The sequence below is a fragment of the Pseudomonas sp. MNR3A genome (genome assembly GCF_009650575.1).
Classification (GTDB): domain Bacteria; phylum Pseudomonadota; class Gammaproteobacteria; order Pseudomonadales; family Pseudomonadaceae; genus Aquipseudomonas; species Aquipseudomonas machongensis.
Window position 1 is genome coordinate 307,748 of record NZ_VZZS01000016.1, and the last position, 21,681, is coordinate 329,428.

At 64.3% G+C, this 21,681-nt stretch carries 21 protein-coding genes; 11 read left to right on the top strand and 10 right to left on the bottom strand.

Features of this window, described 5'->3' with window-relative positions:
• The first annotated feature begins 172 nt into the window (after positions 1–172).
• From F6X62_RS13005 to F6X62_RS13015, 3 genes are read left to right on the top strand one after another with little or no spacing between them, the layout of a single operon-like run.
• Positions 173–1,393: a putative DNA modification/repair radical SAM protein gene (locus F6X62_RS13005; RefSeq protein WP_153773757.1), complete on the top strand. Its 1,221-nt coding sequence runs from the start codon at positions 173–175 to the stop codon at positions 1,391–1,393.
• On the top strand, positions 1,384–2,217 hold the full coding sequence (locus F6X62_RS13010; RefSeq protein ID WP_153773758.1) for a TIGR03915 family putative DNA repair protein: 834 nt from the start codon (positions 1,384–1,386) through the stop codon (positions 2,215–2,217). The genes F6X62_RS13005 and F6X62_RS13010 overlap by 10 nt, the downstream gene beginning before the upstream one ends.
• A gap of 53 nt (positions 2,218–2,270) precedes the next feature.
• Positions 2,271–2,489: a DUF2970 domain-containing protein gene (locus F6X62_RS13015; protein ID WP_054890753.1), complete on the top strand. Its 219-nt coding sequence runs from the start codon at positions 2,271–2,273 to the stop codon at positions 2,487–2,489.
• Positions 2,490–2,782: 293 nt separating this feature from the next.
• Here F6X62_RS13015 and F6X62_RS13020 read toward each other — a convergent pair whose 3' ends face one another.
• Positions 2,783–3,862: an ABC transporter substrate-binding protein gene (locus tag F6X62_RS13020; protein WP_153773759.1), complete on the bottom strand. Its 1,080-nt coding sequence runs from the start codon at positions 3,860–3,862 to the stop codon at positions 2,783–2,785.
• A 214-nt stretch (positions 3,863–4,076) separates the two neighbouring features.
• On the opposite strand from F6X62_RS13020, the gene F6X62_RS13025 reads away from it, so the two are divergent.
• The 3 genes from F6X62_RS13025 (at position 4,077) to F6X62_RS13035 (ending at position 7,911) form a co-directional block, all read left to right on the top strand.
• The gene (locus F6X62_RS13025; RefSeq protein WP_054890755.1) at positions 4,077–5,729 is read left to right on the top strand and encodes a nitrite/sulfite reductase; all 1,653 of its coding nucleotides are present in this window, start codon (positions 4,077–4,079) and stop codon (positions 5,727–5,729) included.
• Positions 5,713–6,207: a DUF934 domain-containing protein gene (locus tag F6X62_RS13030; RefSeq protein ID WP_054890756.1), complete on the top strand. Its 495-nt coding sequence runs from the start codon at positions 5,713–5,715 to the stop codon at positions 6,205–6,207. Before F6X62_RS13025 ends, F6X62_RS13030 begins: the two co-directional genes overlap by 17 nt.
• 126 nt (positions 6,208–6,333) lie before the next feature.
• Complete coding sequence (locus F6X62_RS13035) at positions 6,334–7,911, top strand: hypothetical protein (protein WP_153773760.1); 1,578 nt, start codon at positions 6,334–6,336, stop codon at positions 7,909–7,911.
• A gap of 64 nt (positions 7,912–7,975) precedes the next feature.
• Here the strand turns inward: F6X62_RS13035 and ureG are convergent, their stop codons facing one another.
• From ureG to F6X62_RS13075, 8 genes are read right to left on the bottom strand one after another with little or no spacing between them, the layout of a single operon-like run.
• A complete protein-coding gene (ureG, locus tag F6X62_RS13040) occupies positions 7,976–8,599 on the bottom strand; it encodes an urease accessory protein UreG (RefSeq protein WP_054890758.1) in 624 nt (207 codons plus the stop codon).
• A gap of 11 nt (positions 8,600–8,610) precedes the next feature.
• Positions 8,611–9,285, bottom strand: a complete 675-nt coding sequence (locus tag F6X62_RS13045) for an urease accessory protein UreF (RefSeq protein ID WP_054890759.1) — start codon at positions 9,283–9,285, stop codon at positions 8,611–8,613.
• Positions 9,285–9,830, bottom strand: a complete 546-nt coding sequence (locus F6X62_RS13050; protein WP_063545045.1) for a HupE/UreJ family protein — start codon at positions 9,828–9,830, stop codon at positions 9,285–9,287. Before F6X62_RS13050 ends, F6X62_RS13045 begins: the two co-directional genes overlap by 1 nt.
• Positions 9,831–9,857: 27 nt before the next feature.
• The gene (ureE, locus tag F6X62_RS13055) at positions 9,858–10,325 is read right to left on the bottom strand and encodes an urease accessory protein UreE (RefSeq protein ID WP_153773761.1); all 468 of its coding nucleotides are present in this window, start codon (positions 10,323–10,325) and stop codon (positions 9,858–9,860) included.
• Positions 10,326–10,335: 10 nt separating this feature from the next.
• Positions 10,336–12,039 (bottom strand): urease subunit alpha, encoded by a 1,704-nt coding sequence (ureC, locus tag F6X62_RS13060; RefSeq protein ID WP_153773762.1) that lies wholly within the window; start codon positions 12,037–12,039, stop codon positions 10,336–10,338.
• The gene (locus tag F6X62_RS13065) at positions 12,036–12,353 is read right to left on the bottom strand and encodes an urease subunit beta (protein ID WP_054890763.1); all 318 of its coding nucleotides are present in this window, start codon (positions 12,351–12,353) and stop codon (positions 12,036–12,038) included. The genes ureC and F6X62_RS13065 overlap by 4 nt, the downstream gene beginning before the upstream one ends.
• Before the next feature lie 19 nt (positions 12,354–12,372).
• Entirely contained in the window at positions 12,373–12,675 is a 303-nt protein-coding gene (locus F6X62_RS13070) for an urease subunit gamma (protein WP_054890764.1), read from the bottom strand.
• Positions 12,676–12,686: 11 nt separating this feature from the next.
• Positions 12,687–13,520 (bottom strand): urease accessory protein UreD, encoded by an 834-nt coding sequence (locus tag F6X62_RS13075; protein WP_153773763.1) that lies wholly within the window; start codon positions 13,518–13,520, stop codon positions 12,687–12,689.
• Between the two features lie 370 nt (positions 13,521–13,890).
• Here F6X62_RS13075 and F6X62_RS13080 point away from each other — a divergent pair, with 370 nt between their 5' ends.
• Positions 13,891–14,301 carry a DUF2946 domain-containing protein gene (locus tag F6X62_RS13080; protein WP_153773764.1) on the top strand — a complete coding sequence of 137 codons (411 nt, stop codon included), beginning with the start codon at positions 13,891–13,893 and terminating at the stop codon, positions 14,299–14,301.
• A 62-nt stretch (positions 14,302–14,363) separates the two neighbouring features.
• Complete coding sequence (locus tag F6X62_RS13085) at positions 14,364–16,517, top strand: TonB-dependent siderophore receptor (RefSeq protein WP_153773765.1); 2,154 nt, start codon at positions 14,364–14,366, stop codon at positions 16,515–16,517.
• An 86-nt stretch (positions 16,518–16,603) separates the two neighbouring features.
• Here the strand turns inward: F6X62_RS13085 and F6X62_RS13090 are convergent, their stop codons facing one another.
• Positions 16,604–17,644 (bottom strand): Ldh family oxidoreductase, encoded by a 1,041-nt coding sequence (locus F6X62_RS13090; protein WP_153773766.1) that lies wholly within the window; start codon positions 17,642–17,644, stop codon positions 16,604–16,606.
• A gap of 416 nt (positions 17,645–18,060) precedes the next feature.
• Between F6X62_RS13090 and F6X62_RS13095 the strand changes: the two genes are divergently transcribed.
• The 3 genes from F6X62_RS13095 to F6X62_RS13105 all read left to right on the top strand — a co-directional run bounded on the left by F6X62_RS13095 (position 18,061) and on the right by F6X62_RS13105 (position 21,646).
• Positions 18,061–18,873, top strand: coding sequence for a gamma-glutamyl-gamma-aminobutyrate hydrolase family protein (locus F6X62_RS13095; protein ID WP_153773767.1), 813 nt, complete (start codon positions 18,061–18,063; stop codon positions 18,871–18,873).
• A gap of 402 nt (positions 18,874–19,275) precedes the next feature.
• Positions 19,276–20,187: a 5-dehydro-4-deoxyglucarate dehydratase gene (gene kdgD, locus F6X62_RS13100; RefSeq protein ID WP_054890769.1), complete on the top strand. Its 912-nt coding sequence runs from the start codon at positions 19,276–19,278 to the stop codon at positions 20,185–20,187.
• A gap of 103 nt (positions 20,188–20,290) precedes the next feature.
• Complete coding sequence (locus F6X62_RS13105) at positions 20,291–21,646, top strand: MFS transporter (RefSeq protein ID WP_054890770.1); 1,356 nt, start codon at positions 20,291–20,293, stop codon at positions 21,644–21,646.
• Positions 21,647–21,681 lie beyond the last annotated feature (35 nt).

The following is a 21,681-nucleotide window of genomic DNA, read 5'->3' on the forward strand; positions in this document are numbered from 1 at the left end:
CGTACGAAATCCCAGGCAAGCTTAGCTGAGTGATTCACTCAGGTTAGCCGCTCGCGCATTCAGGCTGTGGTGGTGGAACCGAGGTCAAGCCGTCAGGCAACTTCAAGAAGCCTCTTGCAACTCGACCGCTCTGCAAATACTGTATGAAAAACCAGTATCTCGAGACATCCCCATGCAACTCATCGCCAAGCTCGGCATTCTCGCCGACGCCGCCAAATACGATGCATCCTGCGCCAGCAGCGGCGCGCCCAAGCGCAGCTCGCGGGGGCGTGACGGGCTTGGCGCCACCGATGGCATGGGCATCTGCCACAGCTATACCCCTGACGGGCGCTGCGTGTCGCTGCTCAAGGTGCTGCTCACCAACTTTTGCCTGTACGACTGCCAGTACTGCGTCAATCGCCGCTCCAGCAACGTGCCTCGCGCACGCTTCAGCCCCGAGGAAGTGGTGCGCCTGACCCTCGACTTCTACCGGCGCAACTGCATCAGCGGGCTGTTCCTGAGCTCGGGCATCATCCGCTCGGCCGACTACACCATGGAGCAGTTGAACCGCGTTGCCAGGCTGCTGCGCGAAGAGCATGGTTTCCGCGGCTACATCCACCTCAAGACAATTCCCGACGCCGACCCGCTGCTGATCGAAGAAGCCGGGCGCCTGGCCGACCGGCTGAGCGTCAACGTCGAGCTACCCACCGAGGCCAGCCTCAAGCGCCTGGCGCCGGAAAAACAGGCACACACCATCCGTCAGGCCATGGGCGTGATTCACCAGGGCCAGCAGGCCGTGGCCGGCGAACCGCGGGCGCCGCGTTTCACACCGGCCGGGCAGAGTACCCAGGTAATCGTCGGTGCCGATACCACCGACGACCGCACCCTGCTGCGCAACGCCGAATCGCTGTACCAGGGCTATGGCCTCAAGCGCGTGTACTACTCCGCCTTCAGCCCGATCCCGGACAGCCCGAACAGTGTGCCGCTCGCCGCACCGCCGCTGCTGCGCGAGCACCGCCTGTACCAGGCCGACTTCCTGATGCGCGGCTACGGCTACAAGGCCGGCGAGCTGCTCGGCCAGGCCGGTAACCTGGCGCTGGACATCGACCCCAAGCTGGCCTGGGCCCTGGCCAACCGCGAGGTCTTTCCGCTGGACCTGAACCGCGCCGAGCCCGCCCTGCTCGCCCGTATTCCCGGTATCGGCCTGCGCAGCGTACAGCGGCTGGTGGCGCTGCGACGCGAGCGGCGGATCCGCTACGACGATCTGATCCAACTGCGCTGCGTGCTGGAAAAGGCCCGGCCGTTCATCGTCACCAGCGATTACCGCCCGGCCCAGGCCGAACTGCGCAGCGGCTTGCTGCGCCAACGCCTGCGCGAACCGCAGGCACCGGTGCAGATGGGGTTATGGGCATGATCGCGCTGGATTGCGACGACCTGTTCGGCACCTGGCGCGACCAGGCGCGAGTCCTTCTCGGCCATGGCATCGACCCGGCCGAGGTGACCTGGGGCCAGGGGCCGATGGACGACCTGCTCGCCATCCCCACGCCTTTGCCACAAGGACCCGGCCCCTTCCGTGCGCGGGTGCCCGCGGCCTTGCTGGCACAGCTTGAGCAGGCCGCTCGCTATCGCGGCGAACAACGCTGGAACCTGCTGTACGAAGTCCTCTGGCGTGTCGCCCATGGAGATCGCACGGCAATGCTCGCCGGCGACCGCCTTGGCAGCGAGTTGCAGCGGCGTATCAAGCAGGTCTCCCGCGAGGCGCATCACCTGCACGCCTTCGTGCGCTTCGTGCCATTGCCGGAAGCGGTCGCCGAGCGCCTGCAACTGGACCTGGTGGCCTACCACGAACCTGCCCATGACATCCTTGAAAGCGCCAGTGGCCATTTTGCCGACCGCCTCGGGCGCCAGCGCTGGCTGATCGCAACGCCCACCGATGGCATACGCTTCGACGGCAGCAAGCTCGACTACCGTCGGCAGTGTCCGCGTGAATGGGTGGACTGGGCGCGCCATGCCGAAGATCCCGGCGCCGAGCTGTGGCGTACCTACTACCGCTCCACCTTCAACCCGGCGCGGCTGAACCCCGACGCCCTGCGCCTGCACATGCCGGGGCGTTTCTGGCGCCACCTGCCCGAGGGCATGCTCATTCCCCAGCTCGAAGGTTTGGCGCGCCAAGGCAAGCAACGTGACGGGCAGGCACTGGAGGTTGGCTTGCAACGTGGCAAGCGGGTCGGGCGCTGAGCGCCGTTGTTGCCTACACTTTCGCTGATTGCCTCTGATTTCCGGGAGCCACCATGGACGATTCCAGCCAAGGCAAGCCACCCACCTTCTGGCAGATGCTGCACAGCATCCTGGCTGCCGCCTTCGGCGTGCAGAGCGGCAAGAACCGCGCGCGCGACTTCACCCACGGCAAGGCCAGCCACTTCATCGTGATGGGGGTGATGTTCACCCTCGTGTTCATCCTGGTGCTGGTGGGGCTGGTGCAGTTGGCGATGCATCTGACGGGGCGGTGAAACAGTCATTTTGCGTGCGCAAGCCAGAACGCACCCGCCCGCGGAATTCCCTCCCGCGGGCGGCTCAGGTTGCAGTTCACGGTCTGAAGTTTGCGTTACTGATGGCTGACCCAGTACACAGCGGTCACGACAACCAGCACGATCAGGCACAGGATCGCCCAGGCGTCGACACTGCTGTCAGGCTTGCGGAGCTTGGTCGGGTTTCCCATTGCATTGCCTCTTGTAGTGGTTATGGGAATGCACGTCACACCAGCAGTTAAGTCTAGCAATGCCCTTTGCTCAAGCAGGGTCTTTCAATAATCGACGGGTGACGTCAGGAACGGGTAGCGATAGTCGGTGCCGCGCCCCTCTGCGCTGTAGCGGCGAAAGTCGATGCCATAGCCTTTACGGGCGCTCAGTTCCAGCCAGCGCTGCGCCTTCACCGCATCGATGGCCTGCAGCACTGGCAGGCGGTACAGGTGTTGCCCGTCGCGGTCCATCGCCAGGCCCCGGGCGTCGTCATGCAGCATCACCATGGCCCAGCCGCCCAGGCTGAAATGCCCGCCCATGAGCACGCTCAGCCGCCCATCCACGCGAGCCTGCAAGGCCTCGGGCGAACTGTTGACCGCGCTGAACAACACATCGCGCCCCGGCACCAGGCCAACCGCCTCGAACGCCTGCATTGCACCGAACGCCATCTGGTCGTTCGCCGACCACACCAGGCGCACCCGCGGATAGCGCTGCAGCAGCAACTTGGCCTGCTCGAAGGCCCGTTGGCGGCTCCAGCCGCCATACACCAGCTGGCGCAAGCGTACGTGCGGAAACTCGACCAACGCCCGCCGCATGCCTTGCTCGCGCAGTTGCGAAGCAGGCGTGGTGCTGATGCCGGAAAACGCCAGCAGCTCGATCGGTTCGCCTGTTCGGGGCAGGCTGGCGACCAGGTCGTGCAGCATCTGGTAACCCGCCTGTTCGTCATTGCCGACCAATGAGCCGAGCAGCGGCGCGTACTTGCCCGGCTGTGCCTGAATCTCTTCGGCCTGTCCCTCGGTCAGGCCGTTGTTGACCAACAACAGCTTGACCCCGCTGCCCTGCGACAGGCGCATGATCTCTGGCGCCACATACTGCTCGTTGACCAGCACCAGGTAGTCGGGCTTGTGCTCGCCCTGCAGGATCGCCCGCGCCTGCTCCAGTTGCCGCTCGGCCTGGCGCTCGCCGTACTCCACGCGCAGATCCATGCCCAGGTCGTCGGCCGCCGCTTGCATGAACCGCGAATAGCCAACCCAGAACGTCTCATCGGACAACCCGGGATTGAGAAAAACCACCGAAGCGGCTTGGGCGCTTGCCACCAGTGGCAGACCCAGGCACAGGCTGCGGCACAGCGTCCTGATGACCATGCGAGACATCCCTGCAAAAGCAAAGGATACAGTATAACGGCGCATGGCCATCACGGATAAATAGCAGCCAGTCTCACTTAGTCCAAATGGTTCTTTTCATATGCAAAAACATCACTTTAGCGCATAAATACAACCTGTTATCGTTCCCCCGCTCCGACCCGGAGTGCGCGGCCGTGCGCGCGATTAGCTGCATGCAGCCTGAGACAGGACTTTTATGTACGTATACGACGAGTACGATCAGCGGATCATCGAGGACCGCGTCAAGCAGTTCCGTGATCAGACCCGCCGCTACCTGGCCGGTGAGCTGAGCGAAGAAGAATTCCGCCCTCTGCGCCTGCAGAACGGCCTCTACATCCAACGTTTCGCCCCGATGCTGCGCGTCGCCGTGCCCTACGGCCAGTTGAACGCGCGCCAGGTCCGCATGCTGGCCAAGATCGCCCGCGACTACGACAAGGGCTACGCGCACATCTCCACCCGCCAGAACGTGCAGTTCAACTGGCCTGCGCTGGAAGACATCCCGGACATCCTGGCTGAACTGGCCACCGTGCAGATGCACGCGATCCAGACCAGCGGCAACTGCCTGCGCAACACCACCACCGACCAGTTTGCCGGTGTTGCCGCAGACGAGCTGATCGATCCACGCCCCTGGTGTGAGATCGTCCGTCAGTGGACCACCTTCCACCCGGAATTCGCCTACCTGCCGCGCAAGTTCAAGATTGCGATCAACGGTTCGAAGGAAGACCGCGCGGCCATCGAAGTGCACGACATCGGCCTTGAGCCTGTGCGCAACGAAGCCGGCGAGCTGGGCTTCCGCGTGCTGGTCGGTGGCGGCCTGGGCCGCACGCCGGTGGTCGGCTCGTTCATCAATGAGTTCCTGCCCTGGCAGGACCTGATCAGCTACCTCGACGCCATCCTGCGCGTGTACAACCGTTACGGCCGTCGTGACAACAAGTACAAGGCGCGGATCAAGATCCTGGTCAAGGCCCTGACGCCAGAAGTGTTCGCCGAGAAAGTCGAGGCCGAAATGGCCCACCTGCGTGGCGGCAACAGCACCCTGACCGAAGCAGAAGTCCAGCGCGTCTCGCGTCACTTCATCGACCCCGAGTACCAGGCCCTCGACAATGTCGACTACAGCGCCCTGGACCAGGAGCACCCAGGGTTCGCCCGCTGGCGTTCGCGCAACACCCGTGCGCACAAGAAGCCTGGCTATGTGGCCGTGACCCTGTCGCTCAAACCTACCGGCGTCGCTCCAGGCGACCTGACCGACAAGCAGCTCGATGCCGTGGCCGACCTCGCCGAGCGCTACAGTTTCGGCTTCCTGCGTACCTCGCACGAGCAGAACATCATTCTCGCCGACGTCGAGCAGCGCCAGCTGCACGCGCTGTGGCTGGAACTGCGTGAAGGTGGTTTTGCCACACCGAACATCGGTCTGCTGACCGACATCATCTGCTGCCCAGGCGGCGACTTCTGCTCCCTGGCCAACGCCAAGTCGATCCCGATCGCCGAGTCCATCCAGCGCCGCTTCGACGACCTGGACTACCTGTTCGACATCGGCGAGCTCGACCTCAACATCTCCGGCTGCATGAACGCCTGCGGCCACCACCACGTGGGCCACATCGGCATCCTCGGCGTGGACAAGAAAGGCGAGGAGTTCTACCAGGTGTCGCTGGGCGGCAACGCCGCGCGCGATGCGAGCCTGGGCAAGATTCTCGGCCCCTCCTTCGCTCAGGACGACATGGCTGACGTGATCGAGAAGCTGATCAACGTGTACGTCGAGCAGCGCAACGAAGACGAGCGCTTCATCGACACCTACCAGCGTATCGGCATCGACCCATTCAAGGAACGCGTCTATGCAGCGAATCATTAAGAACAACCAGCTCATCGACGAAACCTGGCACCTGCTGCCCAAGGAAACCTCGTTCGACGAGCTGACCAACTGCGACGACTACATCGTTCCACTGCAGCTGTGGCGCGACCATGCCCATGCCCTCAAGGCCCGCGACGGCGGCCTGGGCGTGTGGCTGGACAGTGACGAAGAAGCCGAGGAAATTGGCGAGGACGTCCAGCACTTCCAGGTCATCGCCCTGAACTTCCCGGCCTTCACCGACGGGCGCAACTACTCCAATGCGCGCCTGCTGCGTGATCGCTACCAGTACAAGGGCGAGCTGCGCGCCATTGGCGATGTACTGCGCGACCAACTGTTCTACATGGCCCGCTGCGGCTTCGATGCCTTCGCCATCCGTGCCGACAAGGACCCGGAAGACGCGTTGCAGAGCCTGAAGGACTTCTCGGTCACCTACCAGGGTGCCACCGACGAGCCACTGCCGCTGTTCCGCCGCCGCTGATCGCCGCCTGCTGTAACGAACGGCCCGCCTTCTGGCGGGCCGTTTCGTTTGCGCGTTTTTTCTAATGTTGAGTGCTGGCCTGCCGATATCACTGGTGTACCCGTATCTCTATTCGGCAGGACGCTAATGAATCCGATAACAGCTGCACAGCGCCTGGCCCCGGTCCTGACTGCCCCGCAACCGGCCCCGGCCAGCGCCAGCAACCCGACCGGCATCGCCAGTGTCTCGGCAGTCCCGAGCACCAGCGTGATTCTCGGCCAGAGCAACACCATCAGCGATTCCGAGACCTACTCGCGCCAGGGGCTGCTGCCAGGCCAGGTCCGCTATGTCTGGGAAAAGGACAGCCAGGACAAGCTCGCCACCACGCTGCAGACCGCCTTCCAGTCGTCCAGCAGCGCGGGCCGCTTCAAAGGCATTGGTGCGGCCTTGATCGAACAGCTCGCACAGAACGGCGGCAAGAACATCTCGCAGTCGGTGTTCGCCTTCAGCGACGACTCTCCAATCGACCCTGGCGTGCTCAAGCTGCAGCAGCAGCGCCTGCGCGAGAATCCCGACAGCGGCGTCACCTTCAGCCTGACCACCGCGTCCGGCGCGACCATTCGCTTGTCGCTGGCCAGTAGCGAAAAGGGCCTGGCGGTGAGCGCGGAAGTCGAAGGCGGCTCGCTCAGCAGCGAAGAACTCAAGGGCCTGGGCAACCTCGCCGACTCCTTCCAGTCCACCATCGATGGCCTCAACGAGGTGCCACCCCAGCTCAAGCTCGGCGCACTGGTCAAGCTCGATCCGAAGCTGTTCAGCGCCTTGCAGATGAGCAGCAAGTTCGAATCCCTGAGCGGCGAGCAGACCTTCTCCCTGAGCCTCGATGACAAGGCGCGCAGCCTCAGCCTGCAGGGCCCGACCGGCCAGGTGCAACTGAGCCTGGACACCCAGGACGCCGAGCTGCTGGGCAAGTCGGCGCAGCGCAAGGCGGCGATCGACAACTACCTGACCCAGTTCGACGCCGCCCAGCGCCGTGGCCGTGGCGACGAGAACCTGATGAACCTGTTCAAGAACGCGTTCACCCAGCTCAACAGCATCGACGACAATCGCCAACCTGCGGTGCAAAGCCCGACGGCCCTGAACGACAAGGACCGTGCCCTGCTCAGCGGCCTGGCCGACTTCAGCGCCTCGATCAGCGAAACCACGCGCAGAAGCAACCCGATGCGCCTGGACGAAACCGACAGTTTCACCTTCAGCACCTCGCAGAGCACCACGGTCAAGAACCGTGGCCTGCAGGACCGGTCGGTGGAGCAGAACCAGCAGAGCAAACTCACCGCCTCGTTCCACCGCGGCCTCAATCCGCTGACCAACCTGATGCTGGGCAGCGACCGCGAGTCGCAAAACTACAGCTACCACCTGATCGATGACCAGGCCAGCACCACCACCCGCCTGACCTATGACAAAGGCCAACTGGTGGAAGCCAGCGCCACCCAGCAGGCGAGCCAGAAAGAGCGGATCCTCACCTATGTCGATGGCCACCTGAAAAGCGACGTGACTACGCCCAAGGCAGTGACCCAGTCGCGCAACGTGCTGAACCTGCTCAGGGATGCATTCGAGCAGGACCGCATCGCCCAGCGCGATCGCGGTGTGTCGCTGCTCGAGGGGCTGCTGCAGTCGCAGCGCAGCCGCTGGTTGCTGCAGACCGATCCGTCGAAGATCGCGGCCTGACAAAGGACCTGTGGGGGCGGCGAACCGCCGCCGCCACAGGGACTGAGTCAAGCTCAGAGAAGGCTTACCCCCTCACCCCCAGCATCCCGCGATCGACGATGAAATCGATCACCGCCTGCAACCCGTCACCCTTCTTCAGGTTGCTGAACGTCCAGGGTCGCTCGGGGCGCATGCGGTTGGTGTCGCGCTCCATCACTTCCAGTGAAGCACCGACATAAGGTGCAAGGTCGGTCTTGTTGATCACCAGGAAGTCCGACTTGGTGATGCCCGGCCCGCCCTTGCGCGGGATCTTCTCGCCTTCGGCCACGTCGATCACGTAGATGGTCAGGTCGGCCAGTTCCGGGCTGAAAGTCGCGCTCAGGTTATCGCCACCACTCTCGACGAAGATCACCTCCAGGTTACCGAACTTGCGCGCCAGCGCTTCCACCGCCGCCAGGTTCATCGAGGCGTCTTCGCGAATCGCGGTGTGCGGGCAGCCGCCGGTCTCGACGCCAACGATACGCTCAGGCTCCAAGGCCCCGGCCTCGGTGAGGATGCGCTGGTCCTCCTTGGTGTAGATATCGTTGGTCACCACGGCGATGTGGTAATGATCACGCATGGCCTTGCACAGGGCCTCGAGCAGCGCGGTCTTGCCGGAGCCGACCGGGCCGCCGACACCGACGCGCAGGGGTTGCTGATAGCTTTGCATGTTGGCAGTCCTCAGGAACGGAACAAACGGGTGTATTGGGTTTCGTGTCGTGACGAGGCGATGGCCAGCAGCGGCAGGCCGCCGCCCAGTTCGTCATCGCCAAGGGTCAGGGCCTGGTCGAGCACGGCGGGCAACTCGGCGCCCAAGTCGCGCAGCAATGTCTGGGCCGCCTGCTGGCCGAAAGGCACCAGCTTGACCCCGGCCATGACCGCGCCTTCAAGCCAGGCGAAGCCATGGCCGAGGGCCAAGTCGCGCAGCGGGATCGACCAGTGCGCGCCCAGCCAGGCCATGCCACCGAGCTGGGATAGCTCGATGCTCTCACGCCAGGCCGGCGCCTGGGCCAGTTGCCAGCCATCGAGCAGCCGCGCCAGGGCGCTGCCCCGCTGGCGCTCTTCAAGCCGCAGCTCGGCCGTCTCGCGGTTGGCCAGCAGAAATTGGGTCCAGCGTGCGAAGGCCTCGGCATCATCGTCCTGGCATGCGCGGTAGAGGCGCGCCAGCAACGGCCAATCGAGACACCCCAGGGTGTCGTGCAACTGCTCACGCTGCCAGGCACAAAAGCCGGCCGTGTCACGCACCCAACCGGCCTCGACGGCCCACTCCAGGCCTTGCGAGTAGGTGAAACCACCCACCGGCAGGCCCGGGCTCGCCAGTTGCAGCAGACGCAACAGCGCCAGGTCGCTGCTCATCAGCCGGCCAGCACGAACGCGGCGCCGGCCAGCAAGCCACCACCGAACAGCTTCTGCAGCTTGCTGTGGCGGCGCAGCAGGCAGCCAACGCCGAACCCGACCACCAGCAGCAGCGCACTGACGGTGACGAAGCCTGCACTGAACATCCAGAACGCGCTGGGCGTCGCTTCCACGCCGTGGGCCCAACCATGGAACAGGGCGAACACGGGCATGGCCAGGGCCAGCAGCACCTGGCGGTTGGGCAGCAGCATGGCGCAGGCGGCCACCACCAGCGAGATGGAGATCATGGTTTCGACACCGACCAGGTCACCGAACAGATGCCCGAGCACCGCGCCGCCGAACATCGCCGAGAGCGTGGCCAGCGGCAAGCTCAGGTTGCGTCGGGTCAGCGCGGCCAATACGCCGGTACCGAGCAGCATGAGCAGGTGGTCCAGACCTGTCAGCGGGTGCAGCAGGCCATCCTGCAGCGGGTTGTTGTCGTGGCCGGGGTGGGCGAAGGCTGGCAAGGCAATCATCAGTAACGCCAGGGCAAGGGCTTTTTTCATTGTGTGCTCCAAAGCAATTCGGAAGGATTACAGGCGAACGAAGGGATGATCGTGGGCGTGGCCGTGAGGGGCGCTCTGGTAGGCGCCCGCCTCCGGCTCGAACGGCGCCTGCTCGATCAGTACCTCAAGGCCCAGGCCGCGCACCATTTCGTCCAGCACATGATCATGCTGGTAGCGCAAAAAGCCGGCCTCGATCTGCAACGGCACATGGCGATTGCCCAGGTGATAGGCCGCACGCGCCAGCGACAACGGATCGGCGCAGCGCACCGTGGACACACGCTCCGGTGCCGCCAGCACCTGCACCAGATGCTGGCCGTCGGCATCGGCGAGCAGTTCGCCACCGCGCAGCAGATGGCCGCGCTCGAGCATCAGGCCGGCTTCGCGGCCATCGTCGAGGGTCACGCGCAGGCGGCTCTTGATTCGGCTGTCCACATCCAGGGTGACAGTACCGGTGACCGAGGCAGCCTCGGCGACACGGCGGGTCAGGACAATCATGCTTGCTCCTTCAAAACAGGAAATAACGCTGGGCCAGCGGCAGTTCGCTGGCCGGTTCGCACACCAGCAACTCGCCATCGGCGCGCACCTGGTAAGTCTGGGCATCGACCTCGATCAACGGCTGCAGGCCGTTATGCACCATGTCGGCCTTGCGCACCCGGCGACAGCCGCGGGTGACCCCGATCAGGCTGCGCAGCCCGAGCTCCTCGGCCAACCCACGGTCCATGGCGGCCTGGGGCAGGAAAGTCATGCGCGTGGCGTGGCGAGCTGCACCGAAGCTTGCGTACATCGGGCGGTAGTGCACCGGCTGCGGGGTCGGGATCGAGCCGTTGATATCGCCCATGGGCGCCGTGACGATCAGGCCGGCCTTGATCACCGCCGACGGCTTGACACCGAAGAACGCTGGCGACCAGACCACCAGGTCGGCCAGCTTGCCTACCTCCACCGAACCGACCTCGTGCGCGATGCCATGGCTCAGCGCCGGATTGATGGTGTATTTGGCGATGTAGCGCTTGACCCGGAAGTTGTCGCTGTAGCTGCCGTCCGGCGCCAGGGGCCCACGACGCACCTTCATCTGGTGGGCCACCTGCCAGGTCCGCAGCACCACTTCGCCGACCCGGCCCATGGCCTGGGAGTCGGACGACGTCATGGAGAACGCGCCCATGTCGTGGAGGATGTCCTCGGCGGCGATGGTCTCACGGCGGATACGCGACTCGGCAAAGGCCACGTCTTCGGCAATGCTCGGGTCCAGGTGGTGGCAGACCATGAGCATGTCCAGGTGCTCATCCACGGTGTTGATGGTGTAGGGCAACGTCGGGTTGGTCGAGGACGGCAGCACGTTGGCCTGCCCCGCCGCGCGAATGATGTCCGGCGCATGACCACCGCCCGCCCCTTCGGTATGGAAGGTGTGGATGGTGCGATCGCCAATCGCTGCCAGGGTGTCCTCGATGCAGCCGGATTCGTTGAGCGTATCGCTGTGGATCGCGACCTGGATGTCCATCTCTTCGGCCACGCTCATGCAGCAATCGATGGCCGCCGGCGTCGAACCCCAGTCTTCGTGCAGTTTCATGCCCATGGCACCGGCGGCGATCTGCTCGCGCAGCGGTTCAGGCTTGGAGACGTTGCCCTTGCCGAGAAAACCGATGTTGATCGGCAAGCTGTCGGCAGCCTGGAGCATGCGCGCCAGGTACCAGGGCCCCGGCGTACAGGTGGTGGCGTTGCTGCCGGTCGCAGGGCCGGTGCCGCCACCGATGAAGGTGGTGACGCCGCTGGTCAAGGCTTCATCCACCTGCTGCGGGGAGATGAAGTGGATGTGTGTGTCGATGCCGCCTGCGGTGACGATCTTGCCCTCGGCGGCGATCACTTCCGTCGCTGCGCCGACCGGGATGGTGACGCCGGGTTGAATGTCCGGGTTGCCCGCCTTGCCGATGGCGACGATACGCCCTCCGCGCACGCCGATGTCGGCCTTGACGATCCCCCAATGATCGATGATCAGCGCATTGGTCAGCACCAGGTCCACGGCTTCGGCAGCCAGCATCTGGCCCTGCCCCATGCCATCGCGAATGACCTTGCCACCACCGAACTTGACCTCCTCGCCGTAGATCGTGAAGTCCTTCTCGACTTCGACCCACAGCGCCGTATCGGCCAGGCGCACGCGGTCGCCGACGGTGGGCCCGAACATGTCGGCGTAGGCCCGACGGGAAATACGGCTCATGCCTTGCCCTCCAGCGCGCCCATCACCTTGCCCTGGAAGCCATACACCTCACGCTTGCCAGCGTAGGCCACCAACTGCACGGTACGTGACTGGCCAGGCTCGAAACGCACGGCGGTGCCGGCGGGGATGTCCAGGCGAAAACCCCGGGCTGGTTCGCGCTCGAACACCAGCGCATCGTTGACTTCGTAGAAGTGGTAGTGCGAGCCGACCTGCACCGGGCGGTCGCCATGATTGGCAACGCTGACGCTGACCGTTTCACGGCCGACATTGAGCTCGATGTCGCCTGCGGCGACCTGGATTTCTCCGGGAATCATGAATGCCTCCTGGGCAGCGTCAGACGATAGGCTCGTGGACCGTCACAAGCTTGGTGCCATCGGGGAAGGTCGCTTCCACCTGGACGTCGGGGATCAGCTCCGGCACGCCCTCCATGACCTGGTCACGGCTGAGCACCTCGCGGCCCAGGCTCATCAGCTCGGCAACCGTGCGACCGTCACGCGCACCCTCCATCACTGCGGCGCTGATCAGTGCCACAGCTTCCGGGTAGTTGAGCTTCAATCCACGGGCCAGGCGGCGCTCGGCGACCAGCGCGGCCGTGAACAGCAGCAGTTTGTCTTTCTCTCTCGGGGTCAGCTCCATGGGAGGCTCTCTCAGGTGGCCCAGATGCGCGGCGGGCTCGGCGCCAGGCCCAGGACGGCCGGGCGCAACAGATGCCAGAGGCGCTGCAGGGTACGTTGCACATGTTGGTTGTCGTTATCGAGCAGGCGAATCACCAGCAACGGCCCGAGCAGGGTCACGCCAGCCGGAGTGTCCACGTCGTCGAGCACCTGGCGTACCTGCTCGAGCAGGTGCGTATCGGCAGGTGCGGCGCAGAAGGTCGCGACCAGCGGATAACCGCCGAGTTTTTCCAGATGCCCGCCCTCTACGCGCAGGCGCTCGTGGAGCCCCGGCTCGTGGGGCAGCTCGACCTGCAGCCGGCTGTCGAGGGCGCCATGATCGAAGTGCTCGTTCATCACCGGACGGCCCAGGCACAAGGTTTCCCAGGCCAGCAGGCGAGCGCCGGGTGCAAGGGTGAAACGGCTGTCGAGCCGGGCGCGGGCGCCGTCGAAGAAGATGCTGTCGTGAGGCAGCCATTCCAGCGTGCTGTCAGCCGCCAGGTGGAAGCGTTGCGCCAGCTGCGCGGTCGGACCGATGCTGCGGTAGAACTTGCTCGCGCCAGGCATGGTCAGCAGCGCGTGGCTGCCAGGCTCCAGATGGATATCGAGTTCGAGCCGGTCACCTGCGACGATGCCGCCGGGCGGGTGAAGGATGTAGACATGACACGGCGCGCCTTCAGGATAGAACGGGCGCTGCACCAAAAGAGGGCCGTAATGTTTGCGCGCACCAAGGCGAGTCACGTCCCCGCGCTTGACGAAGCGCAATTGCAGGTGAGCACTCCAGCCGCTATCGCCTTCAGATTGTTCGAATTGTTGCGCGGACGACATCCTGCAGCCCCTGAAATCCGTGGTGTGGCTAAATATTGGCTGATCTGTCGCGTTTACCTACGATGGGGTACGCAATGACCGCTTGTCTGAATTGCTGAACTGATATAGCAGGTTGCGGGCCAACTCCGCAGATGAACGAAGATGAAATTTTTCGGTCGCCGCTCCGGGATAGGGCGCCGCGCACAACCACGGAGCGGCCTTGAGCCCGGTTTCGGTGCTTATGGGCCCCAGGGGCTGCGTCAGTGGCTGCAGAGTGCTTCAAGCAGGCTTACCCGCGAAAACGGCACCGCGATATTCGCCACGGCGCTGCGACAATCGACCACACCAACACCGCCACCCTCCCCGCCATCCGAATGGTAGATTCGCGGCCATGAAAACCACCCGTCGGACACGTTCGCTGACCGCCTGGACGCTCTATGCCAGCGTTCTGTTCAGCCTGTTGCTCTGTGGCCTGCACCACGGCCAGATGAGCGGCCTGCGTCTGTCGGGCCTGGACGGTGGTTTCTGCGCCCTCGACAGTACCGGCAAAGGCCCGGCCATCGACCTGGGCGACAGCAGCAGCGACCAGCACATGGCCCAGCTCGATTGCCCGGTGTGCTCCTCCTTTGCGCTGGCCGTGCCGCTGACCGGTAGCCTGTGGTCATTCCCAGCAGCACACAGCGGGGTCCCCTCGCCGATCATCGTGCGCAGTTGGGCGCAGCCGCCGCCGCGCTACCTGCGCCCCGCCATCCCGCCCCGCGCATCCCCTTCCGATTTCCCCGCAGCAGCGCCCCTCGCCTGACCCCAGGCGGGCACGCCCGTGCCCGCGGGTCAGCCATGACCTTTGCGTGGAATCACTACAACATGATCCGCAACACTTCTCTGGTGCTCCTGATGGGCACCACCTGCACCTGTGCCTGGGCCGACGTCGCCCCCGTGCAGCTCGACGCCACCACCATCGACGCCGAACAGCAGGCGCCCTCCGGCGTGCAACTGGACGAACCAATCCGTACCGGCTCGCGCCTGGGCCTCACCGCACGGCAGACACCCGCTTCGGTCAGCGTCTCGGACCGCCGGGTGATCGAGCAGCGTGACGCCAAGGACAGCCAAGACGTGATCAACGCCATGACCGGCGTCAACGCCTCGGCCAACCCCGGCTACGGTGGTTTCGTCGCCTACCGTGGCTTCACCCAGAACCAGGTGACCCAGCTCTACAACGGCATCAACCTGGGCTACAGCAGCGCCACCCGTCCGGTGGATGCCTGGGTGCTGGATAGGGTCGAGCTGATCGGCGGACCGTCGTCGTTTCTGCATGGCGCCGGTGCCGTGGGTGGCTCGATCAACTACATCACCAAGCTCGCCAGCCGCGAAGCACAGACCCTCGACGGGCGTATCCGCTATGGCAGCTACGACGACTCGGAAGTCGCCTTCGGCATCAACCAGGCCCTGGCCGAGAACCCCGCCGATGCCCGTCACTTCGCACGCCTGGACTTCAGCCACAGCCAGGGCAATGGCTACATTGACCGCAACCAGCGCAACACCGACAGCCTGGCCTTCTCGTTGCTCAGCGACCTCTCGCCCAACCTCACCCACACCCTGGCCCTGGAGTACCAGGAAGACAAAGAGGACAGCCCCTACTGGGGTTCGCCCATCCTGCCGGGGCGCAGCACCATGAAGATCGACAAGAGCCGCCGCTTCGAGAACTACAATGTCGCCGACGGACGCTACGAGCAGCGAGTGCGCTGGCTGCGCTCGATCCTCGATTACCAGGTGAGTGACAGCACCAGCGTGCAGAACACCCTCTACCACTACAATGCCCAGCGTGATTACCGCAATCTTGAAAGCTACCGCTACAACAGCGCCGGCAACGTGGTGCGCTCCAGCCCCTACCTGCAGCGCCACCAGCAGAGCGTGATCGGCGATCGCGTCGAGCTGCGCCACGACAACAGCCTGTTCGGGCTGAGCAGCCAGTGGTCGCTGGGGCTGGACTGGTCGAGCATGCACCAGACCCTGTACCCGACCTCGGGCGGCTACAGCGACGTGGTCGATCCGGATCACTTCGACCCCGGCAGCTTCTACGACATTCCGGGCGTCAATCGCGGCCTGACCAAACAGCGACGCAACGAGGTGCTCAATCGCGCGCTGTTCGCCGAGAACCGCCTGCAACTGACCGACCGGCTGGCCCTGCTGACGGCCCTGCGCTACGACTACCTGGACATGCAGGTCACCAACTATGGCCCGGTCAGCCCCAGCTCGCCAGCCTACTTCGAGCGCCGCTGGGAGCCGCTGTCCGGACGCATCGGCCTGACCTACGAGCTGACGCCGACAGCCAGTGTCTATCTGCAGTACAGCAACTCCGCCGACCTGCCAGCCGGTTCGCTGGCATCGGCGACCTATTCCAACGTCGGCTTGTTCGATCTGTCCAAGGGCGAGCAGTGGGAAGCCGGCAGCAAGTTCGACTTCCTTGACGGACGCGGCGCCGCCACCGTGGCGGTCTACCAGATCGTGCGCAAGGATTTCGCGGTGCGTGACTCCAACGACCCCAACCTGACGGTGCAGGCGGGCCAGCAGACCTCGCGCGGTATCGAGCTGTCCGGGCGCCTGCAGGTCACGCCCAAGCTGTTGGCCGAGGCCAACTACGCCTATGTCGATGCCCGATACGATGAATTCAACGAAGCGGTGGGCGGCGTGTCGGTATCTCGCAAAGGCAATGCGCCGGTCAACGTGCCGGCCAACGTCGCCAACCTGTGGTTGAGCTATGCCTTCACTCAAGACTGGTCGGCCGGCGTGGATGCTCGCTACGTCGACTCGGTCTACGCCGACAACGCCAACAGCCTGAAGGCCCCCGCCTACACCCTGTTCGGCGCCTTCGCCCGCTATCGCCTGGACCAACACACCACCCTCACCGGTCGCGTACGCAACCTCACCGATGAGGTATATGCCAAGCAGGCTTATGGGCAGCAGTACTACATGGGCGCGCCGCGCACCTTCGAGGTGGCGATGGATGTGAAGTTCTAGCGCGGCTACGCGCAGAGCAAAGCGTCTGAATGCTGGCGTGCCCCCTGTGGGAGCGCGCCAGCTTGATGCTCGCAAGGGTGGGTACGCTACAGCGGTCGATCCGACGCCAACAAGCGCTCGAGCCCCTGCCACTCCTGCTCGCTGACCGCAACGCCTTCGCGCTGCGAAACCGCCCGCTCCCTGAACCGCCGTTCCCCCGGCAAGCGCGACAACCCCGCCGCGTGCATCTGCTCCACCAATGCACGACTGCGCTCGGCAAAACGCCCGCCTTCGGCCTTGCTCGGGTCGATGACGATGATCAACTGCCCGGTCCAGGGGGTCTTGGCGCCTGGATGCTGCGACCAGTCGAACTCCCAGGAAAAATGCCCGCCCGTCAGCGCCGCCGCGAGTAGTTCGACCATCATCGACAGCGCCGAGCCCTTGTGCCCACCGAACGGCAGCAAGGCGCCGCCTTCGAGAATCGCCTTGGGATCGGTGGTCGGCTCACCTTCGGCATCGACGCCGACACCTGGCGGCAATTGCTCACCCTGGCGCGCAGCGATCTGTACATCGCCATGGGCCATGGCACTGGTGGCCATGTCGAAGACGATCGGGGCAAGCCCCTGGCACGGCGCCGCGAAGGCGATGGGATTGGTGCCGAACAACGGTTTGCGCGCGCCGTGGGGCACCACGCAGGTCATGCTGTTGACCACGCTCAATGCAACCAGGCCCCCTTCGGCAAAGGGTTCCACATCTGGCCAGAGCGCCGCGAAATGGTGGGAGTTATGGATAGCCAGCACGGCGATACCCGCCTGGCGCGCCTTCTCCACCAACAGCGTGCGTGCCGCCGCCAGGGCTGGCTGGGCGAAACCGCCCCTGGCATCGACCCGCACGAAGGCCGGGGCGACATCCGTGACCTCGGGCACCGCAGCGCCATCGACCCAGCCGCTGGCCAGGGTCGAGACATAACCCGGCATGCGGAACACGCCATGACTGTGGGCACCATCGCGCTGGGCGCTGGCGCAGTTGGCGGCCAGCACTGCGGCCACTGCCTCGCTGCATCCATGACGCTGGAAGATCTGCTGCAACCGCTCCTGCAACTGCGCAAGAGGAACACGTACGACAGGACCTGTGGACGGTGCGGACATCTGAAGCTCCCTTTATTGGATTTGGAATGGCGATGGCCCAGGGCACTGCCTGCCACTCTTCCCTCGGCGAGGGTGTGCTGTCAAATCCGGCCAGCGCCGCAAACGCCAGGTTTATTGCAGCGCTGCAAAGACCCGACTGCATCGTTAAATATTATTGACCTACTCCCCTGCCAAAGCCTTGTCGGCTCAGGCTTGCAGCAGGTAAAGCCCCCGAAAACAGGCCGATTACCCCATGAAACCGACGCGTCAGTCGTTTGACATATTAAACGGCTCTGGCAAGCTATGAAGCATGTCCCGACCGGTTCCGCAGCCTTCAGGCCGCGCCGGCAGTGCTCGGGACCACAGGTCACGCATCAAGGGCCCAAGGCCGCGGACCTGCACAACAACGACAGGTAAAACCTGTCCCAAGGTGACATATGTCCAACAGCAACATTGGCAACAAGCAACCCTCCCTGCGCAAGCCCATCGTCCTGATGACCATGGGCAGCCAAGAGCGCAAAGGTCACGACTATCAGGTCATGACCCATAAATACATCACTCCCCTGGTCGATTTCGCCGACTGCATCCCGGTCCTGGTCCCGACCTGCTGCGGCACCGACGCCCTCGAGGCGTACCTGGACATGGCCGACGGCATCTACCTGACCGGCGCCGGCAGCAATATCGATCCGGCTCTCTATGGCCAGGAGAACGAAACCCCCGGCAAGGCCCAGGACAAGAACCGCGACCTGTTCGACATCCCCCTGGTGCAACTGGCCATCGCCCGCGGCCTGCCGATCTTCGGCATCTGTCGCGGCATGCAGGAAATCAACGTGGCCCTGGGTGGTGACATCTACCAGAAGGTCTACGCCGAACCAGGCTTCAACGACCATCGCGAAAACCCTGAAGACCCGGTCGATGTGCAGTACGCCGCCTCCCACGGGGTGAAGATCAAACCCGGCAGTTGGCTGCGCGAAACCCTGGGCACCGACGAGATCCGCGTGAACTCGCTGCACGGTCAGGGCCTGCGCAACCTGGGTGAAGGCATCGAGCCGATCGCCCACGCCGAAGATGGCCTGGTCGAGGCCATTCATGCACCGAGCATTTCGCCCTTCCTGTTCGCGGTGCAGTGGCACCCCGAGTGGCAAGCGGCGAAGAACCCGGATTCGATCAAGATGTTCCAAGCCTTCGGCGACGCCTGCCGCGCCCAGGTCCGCAAATCCCAGGCCAGCAAGCGCCACCAGGCGGCCTGACCCCTCTTCGTTAGCTTTGATCGCGGGGCGGCGCAAGGTCGCCCCCGCTTCCCCGGTCACCCTCTGCTGGTCCCAGAACACCTCCCGTGGAAGCGGGCGGCGGGCTTGTGCCTGTCTCCGCGATCTTTTTTCCCCGAAGACATACGATGACTGATCGGCCGCAGCGCACGATCAGCCGTTTCGGTTGGCTGTTGCGGCGCTATCGCGGGACGAGCCCGCTCCCACAAAAGCGCGGTTCCAGGTGATCTGCCGGCAGCTGCCGCGCACCGCGACAGCGCCCAGCGGATAGGCATCGCTGCAAAAATTTCTCGGGCAGGGCTAGTCATCGCACAAGTTGTACGATAACTTACCTCTCACCTTGGTACACCTTCTTACCCAAGCGCCCACAGGATGCCTACAACAATGAATCCACAAGAACTGAAATCCATCCTCTCCCACGGCCTGCTGTCGTTCCCTGTCACCGACTTCAACGCCCAGGGCGACTTCAACCCCGCCGGCTACATCAAGCGCCTGGAATGGCTGGCCCCCTATGGTGCCAGCGCACTGTTCGCCGCCGGTGGCACCGGTGAATTCTTCTCCCTCGCTGCCAGCGAATACAGCCAGGTGATCAAGACCGCCGTCGATACCTGCGCCACCTCCGTACCCATCCTGGCTGGCGTGGGCGGTGCTACCCGCCAGGCCATCGAGTACGCCCAGGAAGCCGAGCGCCTGGGTGCCAAAGGTCTGCTGCTGCTGCCGCACTACCTCACCGAAGCCAGCCAGGACGGCGTAGCCGCCCACGTTGAGGCCGTGTGCAATTCGGTGAAGATCGGTGTGGTGGTCTACAACCGCAACGTCTGCCGCCTGAACGCTGCGCAGCTCGAAAAACTGGCTGAGCGCTGCCCGAACCTGATCGGCTACAAGGATGGCCTGGGTGATATCGAGCTGATGGTGTCGATTCGTCGCCGCCTGGGCGATCGCTTCAGCTACCTGGGTGGCCTGCCGACCGCCGAGGTGTATGCTGCGGCTTACAAGGCGCTGGGCGTGCCGGTCTACTCCTCGGCCGTGTTCAACTTCGTCCCCAAGACCGCAATGGACTTCTACAACGCCATCGCCCGCGACGACCACGCCACGGTCGGCAAGTTGATCGATGACTTCTTCCTGCCATACCTGGACATCCGCAACCGCAAGGCCGGTTACGCCGTGAGCATCGTCAAGGCCGGCGCCAAGCTTGCTGGCTACGATGCAGGCCCGGTACGCACCCCGCTGACCGACCTCACCGGCGAAGAGTATGAAATGCTCGCCGCCCTGATGGACAAGATGGGCCCGCAATAAGCGCAGCCCCGCGGCCTGCCAATGCCGCTGCCGGAGTGCCACCCGCGCTCCGGCCCACAATCCGAATGCCCCGCACAACAATAAATAGTGGGAGAACACCAGCATGCAAGCGACGAAAAAGACGCATGTACGCTACCTGATCCTGTTCATGCTGTTCCTGGTGACCACGATCAACTACGCCGACCGCGCCACCATCGCCATCGCCGGTTCAAGCCTGCAGAAGGATCTGGGCATCGACGCGGTCACCCTCGGTTACATCTTCTCCGCCTTCGGCTGGGCCTACGTGGCCGGGCAGATTCCCGGCGGCTGGTTGCTAGACCGCTTCGGTTCGAAGAACGTCTACGCATTCAGCATTTTCACCTGGTCGCTGTTCACCTTGCTGCAAGGTTTCGTCGGCGGCCTGCCGGTGGCCTGGGCGGTCGTCACCCTGTTCACCCTGCGCTTTCTGGTCGGTTTCGCCGAAGCCCCGTCGTTCCCGGGCAATGCCCGGATCGTTGCGGCCTGGTTCCCCACCGCCGAACGCGGCACGGCTTCGGCGATCTTCAACTCGGCGCAGTACTTCGCCACCGCGCTGTTCGCACCGCTGATGGGCTGGATCGTGTTCACCTTCGGCTGGGAGCATGTGTTCGTGGTCATGGGCGCCCTTGGCATCCTGTTCTCGATGGTCTGGATGAAGACCATCTACAACCCTCGCCAGCACCCACGCATCAGCCAGGCCGAACTCGAGCACATCGAGCAAAACGGCGGCCTGGTGGACATGGACCAGAAACGCAGCAACGACGGCCCGAAATGGGGCTACATCAAGCAACTGCTGACCAGTCGCATGCTGCTGGGCGTGTACTTGGGCCAGTACTGCATCAACGCCATCACCTACTTCTTCCTGACCTGGTTCCCGGTGTACCTGGTGCAGGAGCGCGGCATGACCATCCTCAAGGCCGGCTTCATCGCCTCCTTGCCGGCCATCTGCGGCTTCATCGGTGGAGTGCTGGGCGGAGTGCTGTCGGACTGGCTGCTGCGCCGCGGCAACTCGCTGACCTTCTCGCGCAAGCTGCCAATCGTCTGCGGCCTGTTGCTGTCGACCACCATGGTCTTCTGCAACTACGTCGACGCCGAGTGGATGGTGGTCGGCTTCATGACCCTGGCCTTCTTCGGCAAAGGCATCGGCGCCCTGGGCTGGGCCGTGGTCGCCGACACCTCGCCCAAACAGATCGCGGGGCTCTCGGGTGGCCTGTTCAACACCTTCGGCAACATCGCGTCGATCACCACGCCGATCGTCATCGGCTACATCATCAGCGCCACCGGCTCGTTCAAATGGGCGCTGGTGTACGTGGGCGCCAATGCGCTGGTAGCGGTATTCAGCTACCTGGTGATCGTCGGCCCGATCAAGCGCATCGAGCTCAAGGAAGAAGCCGGTCCGCAAGCGGCGCCGAACGCCGAACTGGCCGGCTCGCGCCAGTGACCTGAAGCACACCGACGCCCCGCAACGGGCGTCGG